General features: G+C 59.3%; 12 protein-coding genes and 1 tRNA gene. 8 read left to right on the forward strand and 5 right to left on the reverse strand.

The features are described 5' to 3' along the window. Positions 1 to 174: 174 nt before the first annotated feature. Positions 175 to 1254 carry a coiled-coil domain-containing protein gene (locus ACR0J4_RS16515; protein WP_170643511.1) on the reverse strand — a complete coding sequence of 360 codons (1080 nt, stop codon included), beginning with the start codon at positions 1252 to 1254 and terminating at the stop codon, positions 175 to 177. Positions 1255 to 1514: 260 nt separating this feature from the next. On the opposite strand from ACR0J4_RS16515, the gene ACR0J4_RS16520 reads away from it, so the two are divergent. Beyond that, complete coding sequence (locus tag ACR0J4_RS16520; protein WP_170643510.1) at positions 1515 to 2990, forward strand: NAD-dependent succinate-semialdehyde dehydrogenase; 1476 nt, start codon at positions 1515 to 1517, stop codon at positions 2988 to 2990. Positions 2991 to 3184: 194 nt separating this feature from the next. Here ACR0J4_RS16520 and ACR0J4_RS16525 read toward each other — a convergent pair. Next, positions 3185 to 3260: transfer RNA gene (locus ACR0J4_RS16525), tRNA-Thr, on the reverse strand. 165 nt (positions 3261 to 3425) lie between these two features. Between ACR0J4_RS16525 and ACR0J4_RS16530 the strand changes: the two genes are divergently transcribed. From ACR0J4_RS16530 to arsB, 4 genes are read left to right on the forward strand one after another with little or no spacing between them, the layout of a single operon-like run. After that, positions 3426 to 4253: an arsenate reductase/protein-tyrosine-phosphatase family protein gene (locus ACR0J4_RS16530; protein WP_170379903.1), complete on the forward strand. Its 828-nt coding sequence runs from the start codon at positions 3426 to 3428 to the stop codon at positions 4251 to 4253. Position 4254: 1 nt separating this feature from the next. Continuing rightward, the gene (locus ACR0J4_RS16535) at positions 4255 to 5253 is read left to right on the forward strand and encodes an ArsJ-associated glyceraldehyde-3-phosphate dehydrogenase (RefSeq protein WP_170643509.1); all 999 of its coding nucleotides are present in this window, start codon (positions 4255 to 4257) and stop codon (positions 5251 to 5253) included. Next, positions 5250 to 6515: an organoarsenical effux MFS transporter ArsJ gene (arsJ, locus tag ACR0J4_RS16540; RefSeq protein WP_170643508.1), complete on the forward strand. Its 1266-nt coding sequence runs from the start codon at positions 5250 to 5252 to the stop codon at positions 6513 to 6515. Before ACR0J4_RS16535 ends, arsJ begins: the two co-directional genes overlap by 4 nt. Further along, positions 6512 to 7534: an ACR3 family arsenite efflux transporter gene (arsB, locus tag ACR0J4_RS16545; RefSeq protein ID WP_170643507.1), complete on the forward strand. Its 1023-nt coding sequence runs from the start codon at positions 6512 to 6514 to the stop codon at positions 7532 to 7534. The genes arsJ and arsB overlap by 4 nt, the downstream gene beginning before the upstream one ends. A gap of 5 nt (positions 7535 to 7539) precedes the next feature. On the opposite strand, the gene ACR0J4_RS16550 is transcribed toward arsB, so the two are convergent. Both ACR0J4_RS16550 and ACR0J4_RS16555 read right to left on the reverse strand, forming a co-directional pair. Next, the gene (locus ACR0J4_RS16550; protein ID WP_170643506.1) at positions 7540 to 8946 is read right to left on the reverse strand and encodes a bifunctional enoyl-CoA hydratase/phosphate acetyltransferase; all 1407 of its coding nucleotides are present in this window, start codon (positions 8944 to 8946) and stop codon (positions 7540 to 7542) included. A gap of 110 nt (positions 8947 to 9056) precedes the next feature. Next, a complete protein-coding gene (locus ACR0J4_RS16555) occupies positions 9057 to 10085 on the reverse strand; it encodes an AraC family transcriptional regulator (RefSeq protein ID WP_170643505.1) in 1029 nt (342 codons plus the stop codon). Between the two features lie 114 nt (positions 10086 to 10199). Between ACR0J4_RS16555 and ACR0J4_RS16560 the strand changes: the two genes are divergently transcribed. Genes ACR0J4_RS16560 through ACR0J4_RS16570 form a run of 3 tightly spaced genes read left to right on the forward strand, consistent with a single transcriptional unit; the run spans position 10200 to position 14425 of the window. Beyond that, on the forward strand, positions 10200 to 11963 hold the full coding sequence (locus ACR0J4_RS16560; RefSeq protein ID WP_170643504.1) for an acyl-CoA dehydrogenase family protein: 1764 nt from the start codon (positions 10200 to 10202) through the stop codon (positions 11961 to 11963). A 22-nt stretch (positions 11964 to 11985) separates the two neighbouring features. Further along, a complete protein-coding gene (gene dmdD, locus ACR0J4_RS16565) occupies positions 11986 to 12795 on the forward strand; it encodes a methylthioacryloyl-CoA hydratase (RefSeq protein WP_170643503.1) in 810 nt (269 codons plus the stop codon). A 16-nt stretch (positions 12796 to 12811) separates the two neighbouring features. Next, on the forward strand, positions 12812 to 14425 hold the full coding sequence (locus ACR0J4_RS16570; RefSeq protein WP_170643502.1) for an AMP-binding protein: 1614 nt from the start codon (positions 12812 to 12814) through the stop codon (positions 14423 to 14425). 62 nt (positions 14426 to 14487) lie between these two features. On the opposite strand, the gene ACR0J4_RS16575 is transcribed toward ACR0J4_RS16570, so the two are convergent. After that, the coding region (locus tag ACR0J4_RS16575) for a transposase (protein ID WP_480668744.1) at positions 14488 to 14645 on the reverse strand (158 nt) is incomplete at its 5' end.

The raw sequence follows: 14645 nt of genomic DNA on the forward strand, positions 1-14645 counted from the left end.
CCAAATGATCCGAGCGCGAAGACCAATGGCACGAAGAACATCATCAATCTCAGATCGGGACCAAGGTATGCTGGAATCAATTGGGTCATGTACCCGAACAGGATGAGAATCGCCCCAAAGAGCGCAACGCCCACTGCTGAACTTAGCATCTTTAGCGGCGAACGGATCGCGTCCTCACCCCCCATACAAATTCTTATCATGCTTCTCGACAATCGAGGCGAACCGGCGGGCAAAGCGTTCATCCGCCTTGGCCTTTTTCTCCAGCACGTCGCGGGCAAAGACCATGTGGTCCTCATGCGCCTCGAGCATGTCGGCCATCTTCTGGTTGGTCGCGGTGCCGATGGCGGCCATGGCCGTCTGCGCCTCTTGGTCGGTCTGAACGCCGATCTCGTTGATGCGGTGGGCCACGTCCTGCTGCTGCGCGGTTTTCAGCGATTTGGTCAGGGCGTCATACAGCACCACGCGCTGTTGCGTGTCTGTCTGCAGCTTGTTGATCAGCACCATCTGCGTCGCCGCCTGATTTTGCAGTGAATCGACCCAGGTCTTGCCCTTTTCAATGTACCGCTCCAGCGTCTGTGACTTGGCCAACTTCACCTGCTCTTCCTGAACTTTGGCGTTATATTGCTTGTTCAGCTCGGCCAACTCGGTTTCCAACTGGGTACGCGCGGCGGCGTCCTGTTCGACGCTGATCTTGTTCTCCAAGGCGATGATCGTCGGGTCCATGTCCTGAATTTCGGCCCGCAGCGCCTCAAGTTCTGCAACAGTCGCCTCACGGTCATCCAGCGTGACGGTCAGGTTGTCCTCGACCTTCACGCGCTGTTCTTCCAGTACGGACAGTTGCCCCTCCAGCAGTTTGACGATCACGTCGGATTTGGCGATCAGGTCCTGCAGCTTGTCGTCAATGTTGGCCGTGCGCATCCGCTCCTGCCGCATCGACTCGGATTTACCTTTCGAGAAGATTCCAACAAACGATTCCCACCCGGTTTTCGAGCGCATCTCGTCGAAATCTTTCGAGAACGCGCTGGTGACATCGTCCAGCCCCATGATCAGCTCAGCGATATTGGCGTTCATTACCTCGGTATGGGCATGCACATCCTCAAGCGTGGCGTTTTCGATGTCGATATCCGCCTCGGCCGTACCGATTTTGGTGCGTGCGGCCTCGATCCGTGAGGTCAGGCCTTCGATCTGCGATTGCGACTCACGCACCTTGGACTGAGTCTCTTTGATCAATGCCTCAAATTGCTGGTTCGACATCTACGCTATCCCTTTTTCTTTATATTTCTATATAGATAGGCAATGTAACACTCATTTACATCCCCTATCGCTCGGAAATCTCGAAAACTGTCGCAAACTCCCAAGAGAAATGAAAGCCATATGGGCACCGACAGGGTGCCAAAGTCGCTTCGCGGTGGGAAAGGGCAAACTGGGTTCATCGCCGCGCAACAATGGACATAGACAAAGCGCATGACACCTGCTTGGGTGCGCGCGACGCAAATATTGCCGGAGGCTGACCCATGCTGGACGCAACGACCGATCTGAAATCCCTGCTGAAGAATCCCGACCTTCTGGTGACCAAAGCCTATATCGGCGGCCAATGGGTGGATGGCGATAACGGCACGTTCGCAGTGACCAACCCCGCGCGCGGGGACGTGATTGCCGAAGTTGCCGATGTCAGCCGCGCGCAGGTCGCAGGCGCCATCGCACAGGCCGAAGCTGCGCAGAAGGAATGGGCCAAGCTGACCGGTAAGGAACGCGCCGCCATCCTGCGCCGCTGGTTCGACCTGATGATGGAAAACGCCGAGGATCTGGGCAAGATCCTGACCGCCGAGCAAGGCAAGCCGCTGGCCGAGGCTGTTGGCGAAATCGGCTATGGCGCCTCCTTCATCGAGTTTTTCGGGGAAGAGGCCAAGCGGGTCTATGGCGAGACCATCCCCGGCCATCAGCGCGACAAGCGGATCATGGTGATGAAACAGCCAATCGGTGTGGCGGCTTCTATCACGCCATGGAACTTCCCCAACGCGATGATAACGCGTAAGGCTGGCCCGGCGCTGGCTGCGGGCTGCGCCTTTGTTGCGCGCCCTGCGACAGAGACCCCACTGTCTGCTCTGGTTCTGGCGCTGCTGGCGGAGCAGGCGGGCGTGCCTGCGGGTGTCTTCAACGTCGTGCCATCGACTCAGGCCAGCGAGACCGGCAAGGAGTTCTGCGAGAACCCGGGCGTGCGCAAGCTGACCTTTACCGGCTCGACCGAGGTGGGGCGCATCCTGCTACGCCAGGCGGCCGATCAGGTCATGAAATGCTCGATGGAGCTGGGCGGCAACGCGCCCTTCATCGTGTTCGACGATGCCGACCTGGATGCGGCCGTCGAAGGTGCGATGCTGTGCAAGTTCCGCAATAACGGCCAGACCTGTGTCTGCGCCAACCGCATCTACGTGCAGGCGGGCGTCTACGATGCCTTTGCCGCCAAGCTGAAGGCCGCAGTTGAGGCGCTCAAAGTTGGCGACGGACTAAGTGCTGGCACAACCACCGGCCCCTTGATCAACGACGACGCGGTGGCCAAAGTCGAAGAGCATATCAAGGATGTCACAGAAAAAGGCGGCGCGGTTCTCACCGGCGGCCTGCCTCATGATCTGGGCGGCACCTTCTTCCAACCCACCATCGTGACCGGCGTGACTCAGGACATGATGGTGGCGCAGGACGAAACCTTTGGCCCACTTGCGCCCTTGTTCAAGTTCGAGGACGAAGATGACGTTATCGCCATGGCCAACGACACGATCTTCGGCCTGGCCTCGTATTTCTATGCCAAGGACCTGAGCCGCGTTTACAAGGTGGCTGAGGCACTGGAGTACGGCATCGTCGGCGTGAACACCGGCATCATCTCGACCGAGTTGGGCCCGTTCGGCGGCGTCAAGCAATCCGGCCTTGGCCGCGAAGGCAGCCACCACGGTATGGAAGACTATATGGAAATGAAATACGTCTGCTTGTCGGTCTGAACTGGAAGACTGCCCCTCTCGTCGCGTTGAGGGGGGCAACTGATATGACAGGGTTTGCTCCTCCTGAAATCTCTCCACTCCTCACAAAAGAGCTAAGATACGTGGATTTGAACGGGCCGTCAGCAAGGCGCGCGTCTCAACAATTCGCGCGTCCGGGGTATTCCCTTTGGCCGGGGTGTTTATTCAGAAACAAGTGGTGCCGCTGAAGGGACTCGAACCCCCGACCCCATCATTACGAATGACGTGCTCTACCAGCTGAGCTACAGCGGCACCGTTGGTCCTCCGAAGCTGAATTCGGAAGGATGCGAAGGCTTCTTTAATTCGTCAGGTCTGCGCCTGCAAGCCCGGATCAGCGCGCCGAGGCTTCATGAAAATTCTGTGACACAATAGGGTTCCCGGTTGACCACCAATATATATTTCCATAATTCATGAAATATGATAGAAGAGATCACCGATCAGCTGGCCATTCTGGGGCATCCGCAACGCATCACAGTCTTTCGCATGTTAATGCGACGGTTTCCTGACACCGTGCCAGCGGGTGAGCTGGCCTCGGAGCTGGATATCAAACCCAGCACCATGTCGAACTATCTGAATGCGCTGCAAAGGTCCGGGCTGGTGACACAGGAACGCTCTGGCACGTCTCTGCTTTATTCCGTCGACATGGCTAAAGTTCAGGGAATGCTGGATTTTCTGGTCGTCGATTGCTGCCGGGGTCGTCCCGATATCTGCATGCCTTTCACACAGGGAAATGAAGACATGACTGACCGCAAGTTCAACGTCCTGTTTCTATGCGTGGGCAATTCCGCCCGCTCGATCTTTGCCGAAACACTGCTGCGCCAATTGGGTGGCGACAGGTTCACCGTTTATTCCGCCGGAACGCAGCCCGCGTCCGAGTTGAATCCCTTTGCCGTGCAGGTGTTGCAGGACAAGGGTCACGATACTTCGGTCCTGCGCTCCAAGCATATGTCGGAATTTGCGGCCGACGGTGCGCCGGAGATGGATTTTGTTTTTACCGTTTGCAATCAAGCTGCGAACGAAGACTGCCCGGCCTGGGAAGGCCAACCGATCAGCGGCCATTGGGGCATGGAAGACCCGGTGAAAGCTACCGGAACCGATGCCGAGAAAAGCCTCGCCTTTCAAAACGCCTATGGCGCGCTGAAGCGCCGGATCGAGGCGTTCACCTCCTTGCCGGTCGAAAGCCTTGACCGGATCGCCCTACAATCTGCTGTCGATGACATCGGCAGAACCTCTGTCGGAGACTGAAATGACCACATATGCTGTGAATGGCCTGGGCCGGATAGGAAAACTGGCCCTGAAACCGCTGTTGGAGAAAGGCGCCAAGATCGCCTGGATCAACGACGCGGTCGGAGATGCCGAGATGCACGCGCATCTGTTGGAGTTCGATACGGTTCATGGCCGTTGGGACGCCACTTTCGAGCATGATGACGAAAGCGTCACCATTAACGGCACCCGCCTGCCCTTCATCGGCACCAAGGATCTGAGCGCTCTGCCGCTGGACGGCGTCGATGTGGTGATTGACTGCACCGGTGTCTTCAAGACCGAGGCAAAACTGGCCCCCTATTTCGATGCGGGCGTAAAAAAAGTTGTCGTCTCGGCCCCGGTCAAGGACGGCCCGACCGCCAATATCGTGATGGGCGTGAATGATGACATCTACGATCCGGCGACCCATCAGATCGTGACCGCAGCCTCCTGCACGACGAACTGTCTGGCCCCGGTGGTCAAAGTGATCCACGAGAATCTGGGCATCCGCCACGGCTCGATGACCACGATCCATGACGTGACCAACACGCAGACCATCGTTGACCGTCCCGCCAAGGATTTGCGGCGCGCGCGGTCGGCGCTGAACTCGCTGATCCCGACAACAACCGGCTCGGCCACGGCAATCACGCTGATCTACCCCGAACTCAAGGGGCGTCTGAACGGCCATGCGGTGCGGGTGCCGCTGTTGAACGCCTCACTGACAGACTGCGTGTTCGAGGTTGAGCGTGAGACCACCGTCGAAGAGGTCAACACCTTCTTCAAAGCCGCGGCCGAAGGTGAGTTGAACGGCATTCTGGGCTATGAGACCCGGCCGCTGGTGTCGACCGACTACACCAATGACGAACGCTCTTCGATCGTCGATGCGCCGTCGACCATGGTTGTGAACGGGACACAGGTGAAAATCTATGCCTGGTATGACAACGAGATGGGCTATGCCCACCGTCTGGTCGATGTGGCGCTGATGGTCGGGGCCTCGCTGTGACCGAGCGGCCCGAGGGGCTGTCGGCCTATATCGCGGTAACGGCGGCCTATTGGGCCTTTATGCTGACCGATGGGGCCCTGCGGATGCTGGTGCTGTTGCACTTTCACACGCTTGGCTTCTCGCCGGTGCAGTTGGCCTACCTGTTTGTCCTGTATGAGATCGCCGGGATGGTGACGAACCTTGCAGCGGGATGGATCGCGGCACGGTTTGGCTTGACCTCGACGCTCTATGCCGGGCTTGGATTGCAGGTGGTGGCACTGCTGGCGTTGACTCAACTAGACCCTAATTGGGCGATTGGCGCGTCTGTGGCCTTTGTCATGATCGTGCAGGGGGCCAGCGGAGTGGCCAAGGATCTGGCCAAGATGTCCTCGAAATCCGCGGTGAAATTGCTGGCCCCGACCGAGGGCGGCGGGCTGTTTCGCTGGGTGGCTGTGTTGACCGGATCAAAGAACGCCGTCAAAGGGCTGGGCTTCCTGTTGGGCGCGGCGATGCTGGCAACGCTGGGTTTTCAGGCGGCGATCATCGTGATGGCAGTCGTTCTGGCGGTGATCCTGTTCGCCGTCATCCGCTTCATGCCCCCCGGCCTGCCCAAAGGGCGCAAGGGCGCGAAGTTCTCTGAGGTCTTTTCGAAATCTGCCAACGTCAACTGGCTGTCCGCCGCGCGGGTCTTTCTGTTCGGTGCCCGCGACGTGTGGTTCGTGGTCGGCATCCCGATCTATTTCTACGCCGTCCTCTCGGATGGTACGGAAGAGGGCAACCGCGCCGCCTTTTTCATGATCGGCACCTTCATGGCGTTCTGGATCATCCTCTATGGCGTTATTCAAGCCAACGCGCCCAAGATCCTGCGGGCCTCAGACCGGTCCGAAGGCGATTTGATCCGCGCCGCACGCAGCTGGGCCGCCATGCTGTTCTGCGTTCCTGCGGCTCTAACACTGGCAGTTTTGCTATCGCCCGGGCCGGAGACATGGCTGACAATCACGCTGGTTGTGGGTCTTCTGGTGTTCGGAGCAATCTTCGCCGTCAACTCATCCCTGCATTCCTATCTGATCCTCGCCTTCACCAAGTCCGAGCGGGTCACGATGGATGTCGGCTTCTACTACATGGCCAACGCGACAGGCCGCCTTTTGGGCACCGTCCTGTCCGGCTTTACCTATCAGGTCGGCGGCCTGCCCCTTGTGCTGGGCACAGCGGCTGTCATGGTGGCGCTTGCGGCGCTCACTTCGGGTAAGCTGACCGACCAAACAACTGAGGCATATTCATGAGCATCTTCGAGCGCTATCTGACCATCTGGGTCGCCCTCGCCATGGTCGGCGGCGTGCTGATCGGACTGGCCGCGCCTGGTCTGGTCGGCCTGATCGCCGGGGCCGAGGTGGCCAGCGTCAACCTGGTCGTGGCCCTGCTGATCTGGGCCATGGTCTATCCGATGATGGTCGGCGTCGATTTCAAAGCGGTCGCGGGCGTCGCCCGGCAACCCAAAGGCCTGATTGTGACGCTGGTGGTCAACTGGTTGATTAAGCCCTTCACCATGGCCCTGCTGGCGGTGTTGTTCTTCGACTATGTCTTTGCCCCGTGGATTCAGCCGGAAGATGCTGCACAATACACCGCGGGTCTGATCCTCTTGGGGGCCGCACCCTGCACCGCGATGGTGTTTGTCTGGTCGCAACTGACCAAAGGGGATGCGACCTATACACTGGTGCAGGTCTCAGTAAATGACCTGATCATGGTCGTGGCTTTTGCACCTATTGTGGCCTTTTTGCTGGGGGTCACCGATATCTCAGTTCCATGGCAAACGCTGGTTCTGGCCACTGTACTCTATGTGGTTTTGCCCCTGATTGCGGGTTTGATCACCCGCAAGCGGCTGGGCTCGGAGGAGGCCATCGATTCCTTCTCCGCCCGCGTCAAACCGTGGTCGATCATGGGTCTGATCGCAACGGTGGTGATCCTGTTCGGCCTTCAGGGAGAGACGATCCTGGCCAAGCCGATGGTCATCGTCCTGATCGCCGTTCCGATCCTAATCCAAAGCTATGGCATCTTCGCGCTGGCCTATGGGGCCGCCTATGCCCTGAAGGTCCCGCACCGCATCGCCGCCCCTTGCGCAATGATCGGAACCTCAAACTTTTTTGAGCTGGCCGTAGCGGTCGCCATCAGCCTGTTCGGCCTAAACTCCGGGGCGGCGCTTGCAACGGTGGTGGGTGTGCTGGTCGAGGTGCCGGTGATGTTGTCACTGGTTGCCTTCGCCAACCGCACGCGGGCCCGGTTTCCCGAACCCGCGACGCAGTAGACCATTCAGCGCACCGAATGATCATACAGCACCGCAATCGCCGCGGAGGCGATGCGAGTGCGGCGATCATCGGCGCGGCTGGTCAGCATGATCGGAACCTGCGCGCCCAAAACAATCCCTGCGGCCTCAGCTCCGGCCAGATACATGAGCTGCTTGGCGATCATGTTGCCGGCCTCAAGGTCCGGCGCGACCAGTATATCGGCCTGCCCCGCCACGTCGGATTTGATGCCCTTGGTCGTGACAGCACGCATCGACACGGCGTTGTCAAAAGCCAGAGGGCCATCGAGCATACCACCCGTGATCTGCCCGCGATCCGCCATTTTGCACAGGGCACCAGCCTCGACCGTGGATTGCAGCCGGGGTGTAATGGTCTCAACCGCTGACAGGATCGCTACTTTTGGCGTCTCGATCCCGATGGCGCGCGCCAGATCAATGGCATTCTGAACCATGTCCGCCTTTGTCTGCAGATCGGGCGCTATATTAATGGCAGCATCGGTGATCAGAAGCGGTTTGGAGTAGGTCGGCACATCCATTACATAGACATGGCTCATCCGGCGTTCGCTGCGCAAACCATTGGCCTTAGAGACAACGGCCGACATGACCTCATCCGTGTGCAACGCGCCTTTCATCAGGGCCTTCACACGACCATCCCGCGCCAGATGCACCGCCCGTTCGGCCGAGGCATGGCTGTGCGGCGTATCAATGATCTCGAGACCGCCGATATCCAACCCAGCCGCATCCGCCGCATGTTGGATCCGGCTGCGCGGACCGACTAAAACAGGCTCTAACAAACCCAAATCACGGGCCGAGAGCGCCCCCTCCAACGCGCTTTCATCACAGGGATGGACCACAGCCGTTGGCAATGGGTCCATTTTCTGAGCCGCGCTCAGCAATCGGTCATACGAGGCCCCTCGATGATGCAAAACCAGATCCGGCATCGCCATTCGGGGCCTTTTGACCTTTTTGTCCGGCGCGATCACGACGGCCTGTCCGGTGATGACAGGCTTGCCATCGCCAGTCGTACAAAGACAATCCAGAGTGACGTGCTTATTCTCGGGCTGCTTTTCGGTCACGGTGACACGCACAGTGACCGTATCGCCGATACCAACGGGTTTGAGGAATTTTAGGGTCTGATCCAGATAAATTGTCCCGGGCCCCGGCAATTGCGTGCCCAAAACATTGGATATCAGCGCACCGCCCCACATGCCATGTGCGACCACCCTGTGAAAGATGTCCTCCTGCGCGAAGGCCTCATCCACATGGGCCGGGTTCACATCACCTGAGACCGCCGCAAAGGCGTCGATATCCTGCGCGGTCAGGGTGCGGGACAGTTCGGCCGTATCTCCGACACTAATCTCATCAAACGGCCGGTTTTCGATGAAGCCGATGCCAGTATCCTCATCCGATGACATTCATTCCCCTTTCAATACAAAAGCCAACCCTTGGGCAGATACCCCGAACCGTTGCTGTTCAACGATCCATAAAGGCTCAATATGACAGTGACATGCAAGCGCCACGACGTTCAGAGCGCTCGATCCTGTGTGCGATAGGAACCGGGACTGCGGTTGGTCCATTTCCGGAATGCACGGTGGAAGTTCGCCGGGGCCGAGAACCCCGTATCGAACGCAATCTGCTCGATACTGTCGCCACTTTGCTGCAGGGCGCGGATCGCAATATCGCGGCGCAGGGCGTCCTTGATGTCCTGAAATGAGGTGCCCTCGTCCTTGAGACGCCGGTTCAGGGTCCGAGGTGTCATCTTCAGCGCAAGGGCTGCATCAGGAAGCTGACTGCTTTTCCAGGACGTCCGATATAGAAACGCACGGACCTGCAGGCTGTTTGTATGGGCGCGCGAGTTGGTGAAAATCCAGTCGATCGGTGCGCGCTCCAAGAAGAGAGACGCCTCAGCCGGGCTGCGCGCGATCGGGGGATCAAAGCGGCGCGGATCGAACAGAATGCTGGTCTGCGGAGCATCGAATGTGACCGCGCAGGGGAAGACAACCGCATAGTCCGCCGCAAAACCGGGCCGCGCAAATGCAAAGCGAACGGCTTTTACAGGCGTTTCCGATCCGTTCAGCCATGACAGCAACCCATGCGCAAGCTTCAAGATCAACATATGGCCGAAGCGTTGGGGTGCCGTGTCCTGCCGATACGGTATTAGCGAAAGTTCAACCAAATCCGGCCCGGTGCGAAGGTCTAGGCGGAAATCATCCAGCAACAAATTCCAGAATGTCGAAAAACGATACAGCGCCGAGGTCAGGCTGCTTGCTTCGCGCAGAACGGTCACAAGGTGCTGCAGGGCGCGTGGCCGAATGGGACGGCTCCACAGGCCCATCATCTCGTCCCCCGTCTCAGGCGCGGCCAGCTGGTACAGGCGGGCGATCTCTTGAAGCGTCACACGCTGCGCAGGCTCTGACGCAGTGACGTGCAGGCCCGAACGGCTCAGCAGGAACTGCATCTGATCTGCGCTGCAACACTTCCCCAATGCCTCAAGCCAATCCCGGATGAAACCGGCAGAAACGGTTGTAAGTGAGATGGGGTCATTGCTGACCATGACCGCCCCCAGTTTGGCAATATCGGATAGTAACTTGGCAATATATGAGCTTTTCGGCAAGCTAAACGGCAGATAAATGACGTAAAACCACAATGACCATTGGGGGAATCTGGCATGTCCTATCAGCCACCCGTGCAGGATCTGATGTTCTGTATCGAACACCTGTCCCATTGGGAAACAGTGTCCACTCTGGACGCATACTCGGGTTTCGATCTGACCGATATCGGCGCTGCGCTAGAGGGCTATGCCCGGTTCTGCAGCGAACAGATCGCGCCTCTGTCCCATATTGGGGACACGTTGGGCGCACAGTTTGACAATGGCCGCGTGACGATGCCCGAAGGGGACGCGCAGGCCTATGCGCAGTTTGTTGAAATGGGCTGGCAGGCCCTCACGCACCCGCCAGAGTTTGGCGGCATGGGCTTGCCGCGAACGGTTGGCGCGGCGGCGGTCGAGATGCTGAATGCTGCCGACATGAGCTTTGGCCTGTGTCCCTTGCTGACCGATGGTGCGATCGAAGCGCTGCTGCTGACAGGGTCGGACGCGCAGAAAACCACTTATCTAGAGCCTCTAATTGCTGGGCGCTGGTCGGGTACGATGAACCTGACCGAACCCCAAGCGGGCAGCGATCTGGGTCGCGTCTCGACCAAGGCGGTGCGGCGCGAAGATGGCAGTTACGGCGTAACCGGCACCAAGATCTTCATCACATATGGCGCACATGACCTGACTGAGAACATCATCCATCTGGTTCTGGCCCGCACCCCTGACGCGCCCGCCGGACCGAAAGGGCTGAGCCTGTTCATCGTCCCGCAGAAGATGGTGGCAGAGGATGGCTCGGTTGGGGCGGAGAATTCGGTGAACTGTGTCAGCATCGAACACAAGCTGGGTGTACGCGCCAGCCCGACGGCGGTGCTGGAATACAAAGACGCCACGGGCTTCCTGATCGGTGAGGAAAACCGCGGGCTGGAATATATGTTCATCATGATGAACGCCGCGCGCTTTTCGGTTGGTGTTCAGGGTATCGCGACCTCAGAACGCGCCTATCAGCGCGCCTTGGCTTATGCGCGGGACCGGGTCCAGAGCCGCCCCGTGAATGGTCAGGTCAAGGACGCCGTGGCGATCATCGAACACCCCGACGTGCGCCGCATGTTGATGCGGATGCGCAGCCTTACAGAAGGCGGGCGCGCCATGGCGGCGGCCACGGCCGGCTTGCTGGATATCGCACATCATCAGGATGATCCGGACATTGCCGCTCTGGCCGAGTTCATGGTTCCGCTGGTCAAGGGCTTCTGCTCGGAACGCGCGGTCGAGGTCGCCTCACTGGGCGTTCAAATCCACGGTGGCATGGGCTTCATCGAAGAAACCGGAGCCGCTCAGCACTATCGCGACGCTCGCATTCTGCCGATTTACGAAGGCACCACCGCCATTCAGGCCAACGACCTTCTGGGTCGTAAAGTCATGCGTGACGGGGGCGAGACCGCCCGCCGGTTCGCCGCCCGCATCGCAGCGACCGAGGCCGAGCTGGTGGAAGGCGATGCTACCGCGCAAGCCATCGGTTCAAGCCTTGCGCAGGCACGTGGCGCGTTTGAAGCCGCGCTGGAATGGCTGTTGGAAAACAGCCGCAAAGATATCGACGCCGCTTTTGCGGGCTCGGTCCCATTCCTGATGCTGGCAGGTACGCTTGCCGCGGGTTGGAAACTGGCAAAGGGCGTCCCTCCGGCGCAAGCGGCGTTGAACGATGGGCAGAACACTCAGTTCATGAACCAGAAGATCGCCACCGCGCTGTTCTTTGCGCAGCACATCCTGCCGGAATGCAGTGCCGAACACACCCGTATCCTGCACGGCGCGCGCAGCCTGCTTGACGCGGCCTTTCCCGAATAACGCCTTTATGAGGATCCGCAACATGAATGATGTCGTGAACCCCACCACCTATGAGAACCTCGCGATTTCCGAGCGTGACAATGGCCTCTATGTCGTGACCCTGAACCGCCCGACCAAGCGCAATGCACTGGACGTGGCCACGATCGAAGAACTGATCCGCTTTTTCAGCGGCGCGCGTATGGCCGGCGTTCGGGCCGTTGTGCTGACCGGCGAGGGTGACCATTTCTGCGCGGGTCTTGATCTGGTTGAACACTGGAAAGCTGACCGAAGCCCGGATGACTTCATGCATGTTTGCCTGCGCTGGCATGAGGCGTTCAACAAGATGGAATATGGTGGCGTGCCGATCATCGCCGCCCTGAAAGGCGCGGTGGTTGGCGGCGGGCTGGAGCTTGCCAGCGCCGCCCATATCCGCGTCATCGACCCCGGCACCTATTTCGCTTTGCCCGAAGGTCAGCGCGGGATTTTCACGGGCGGAGGCGCAACCATCCGCGTCTCGGACATGATCGGCAAATATCGCATGATTGACATGATCCTGACCGGCCGTGTCTATCAGGGGCAAGAGGCCGTCGATCTGGGGCTGGCGCAATACATCACCGAAGACGGTGGCAGCATGGCCAAGGCAATGGAACTGGCGGAGCAAATCGCGCAGAACCTTCCTTTGACCAATTTTGCAATCTGTTCAGCGATCAGCCATTTGAACAACATGTCCGGCATGGATGCAGCTTATGCCGAAGCCGTGGTCGGCGGTGTGGTCAACACCCAGCCTGCCGCCCGCGAACGGCTGGAAGCATTTGCCAACAAGACCGCCGCCCGCGTGCGGCCCAACAGCTAAGACAGGCGGGATCCGGATGCGTCACCATTTCGAAGCTCTTCAGAAGACACAGGCCAACCATGTGCCGTTGTCACCTTTGTCCTTCCTGCGCCGCGCCGAAACCCTGCACGGCGCGCGCACAGCTGTTATCTATGGTGACATCCGACGAAGCTGGGCGGAAACTGCCGCCCGCATTCGCGCGGTGGCCAGTGGGTTGGCAGCACTTGGCGTGCAGAAGGGTGATACGGTCTCGGTCCTCAGCCCGAACATCCCAGAACTGTTTGAGCTGCATTTTGCCCTGCCCCTGACCGGAGGGGTGCTGAATACGCTCAACACCCGGCTCGAGCCCGAAACCATCGCCTATATTCTGGATCATGCGGACACCAAACTGGTGATTGTGGACCGGGAACTGGTGCCGCTTCTGTCCAAAGCCTTTGATCTGCTGGGTCGCACAATACCTGTGGTCGAAATCGCCGATCCTGCGGCCACTGGTCAAAGCCTCGGCGGCCAAACCTATGAGGCGCTGACCACGGCCCCGCCCCTGCCTATCGATCTGCCCGATGATGAGTGGGACGCGATTGCGCTGAACTACACCTCGGGCACCTCGGGCCGCCCCAAGGGCGTCGTCTATCACCACCGTGGCGCCTACCTGATGGCGTTGGGTACGGGCACCGCATGGCAGATGCCCCCCTATCCGGTCTATCTGTCCGTCGTGCCGATGTTCCACTGCAACGGCTGGGGCCATCCCTGGTTGATGGCGATGCTTGGAGGGACGGTTGTCTTTACACGCGTCCCCGCCGCAGACCGTATTCTAGACGCAATCCGCACCCATGGCTTGACCCATTTCGGTGCGGCCCCCATCGTGCTGCAAATGCTCGCAGAGGCCGAAAGCGACGCCGCCCCCTTTGATCCCGCAATCCGGGTGCTGACCGCCGGTGCGCCTCCGCCCCCGTCGGTCTTGGAGAAGACCCGCGCGATGGGGTTTGACGTCATGCAGGTCTATGGTCTGACCGAGACTTACGGCCACATCTCGCAATGCCTCTGGCAGGAAGAGTGGAACGATCTCAGCCCAGCGGAACAGGCTGAATTGCAGGCACAACAGGGCATCGCTTTTCCGATGGTCGAAGAGGTCACCGTAATCGACCGCGACAACGGCGCACCGGTGCCGCGCGATGGTGCCACGCAAGGTGAGATCGCCATTCGGGGCAACACGGTCATGGCCGGGTATTACAGAGACGCCGAGGCGAGCTCAAACGCCTTCGAGGACGGCTGGTTCTGGTCCGGCGACGGAGCTGTCATACATGAAAACGGATATATCCAGATCCGCGACCGCCTGAAGGACGTGATCATCTCGGGTGGCGAAAACATCTCATCCGTCGAGGTCGAAGCGGTGTTGTATCGCCATGACGCGGTTCAGGCCGCCGCCGTGGTCGCAATGCCGCATGAAAAATGGGGCGAAGTCCCATGCGCCTTTATCGAATTACGCGACGGGGCCGAGGCAACCGCTGAGGACATCATCGCTTTTTGCCGCGATAACTTGGCCGGGTTCAAGGCCCCAAAAGCGGTTGTTTTTGAGACGCTTCCCAAGACCTCAACCGGCAAGATCCAGAAATTCCAACTACGCGACCGCGTCAAAACACTGTCGCTTTGACATAGCTCTGCCCGGGTTTCTCCAACGAAACTCGGGCAAAGCCTCAAACCTAGGTTCAGGCCTCATAGCCAATAGATAACGAGTGCTGCGAGGGCGAATGCTGACAGGAAGACCTTTGGGCACCTGTCATAGCGGGTTGCCACAGGCCGCCAATCCTTCAACCTGCCGAACATGATCTCGATCCGGTTGCGCCGTTTGTAACGACGCTTGTCGTACTTAA

It is taken from the genome of Ruegeria sp. B10, from assembly GCF_056539825.1.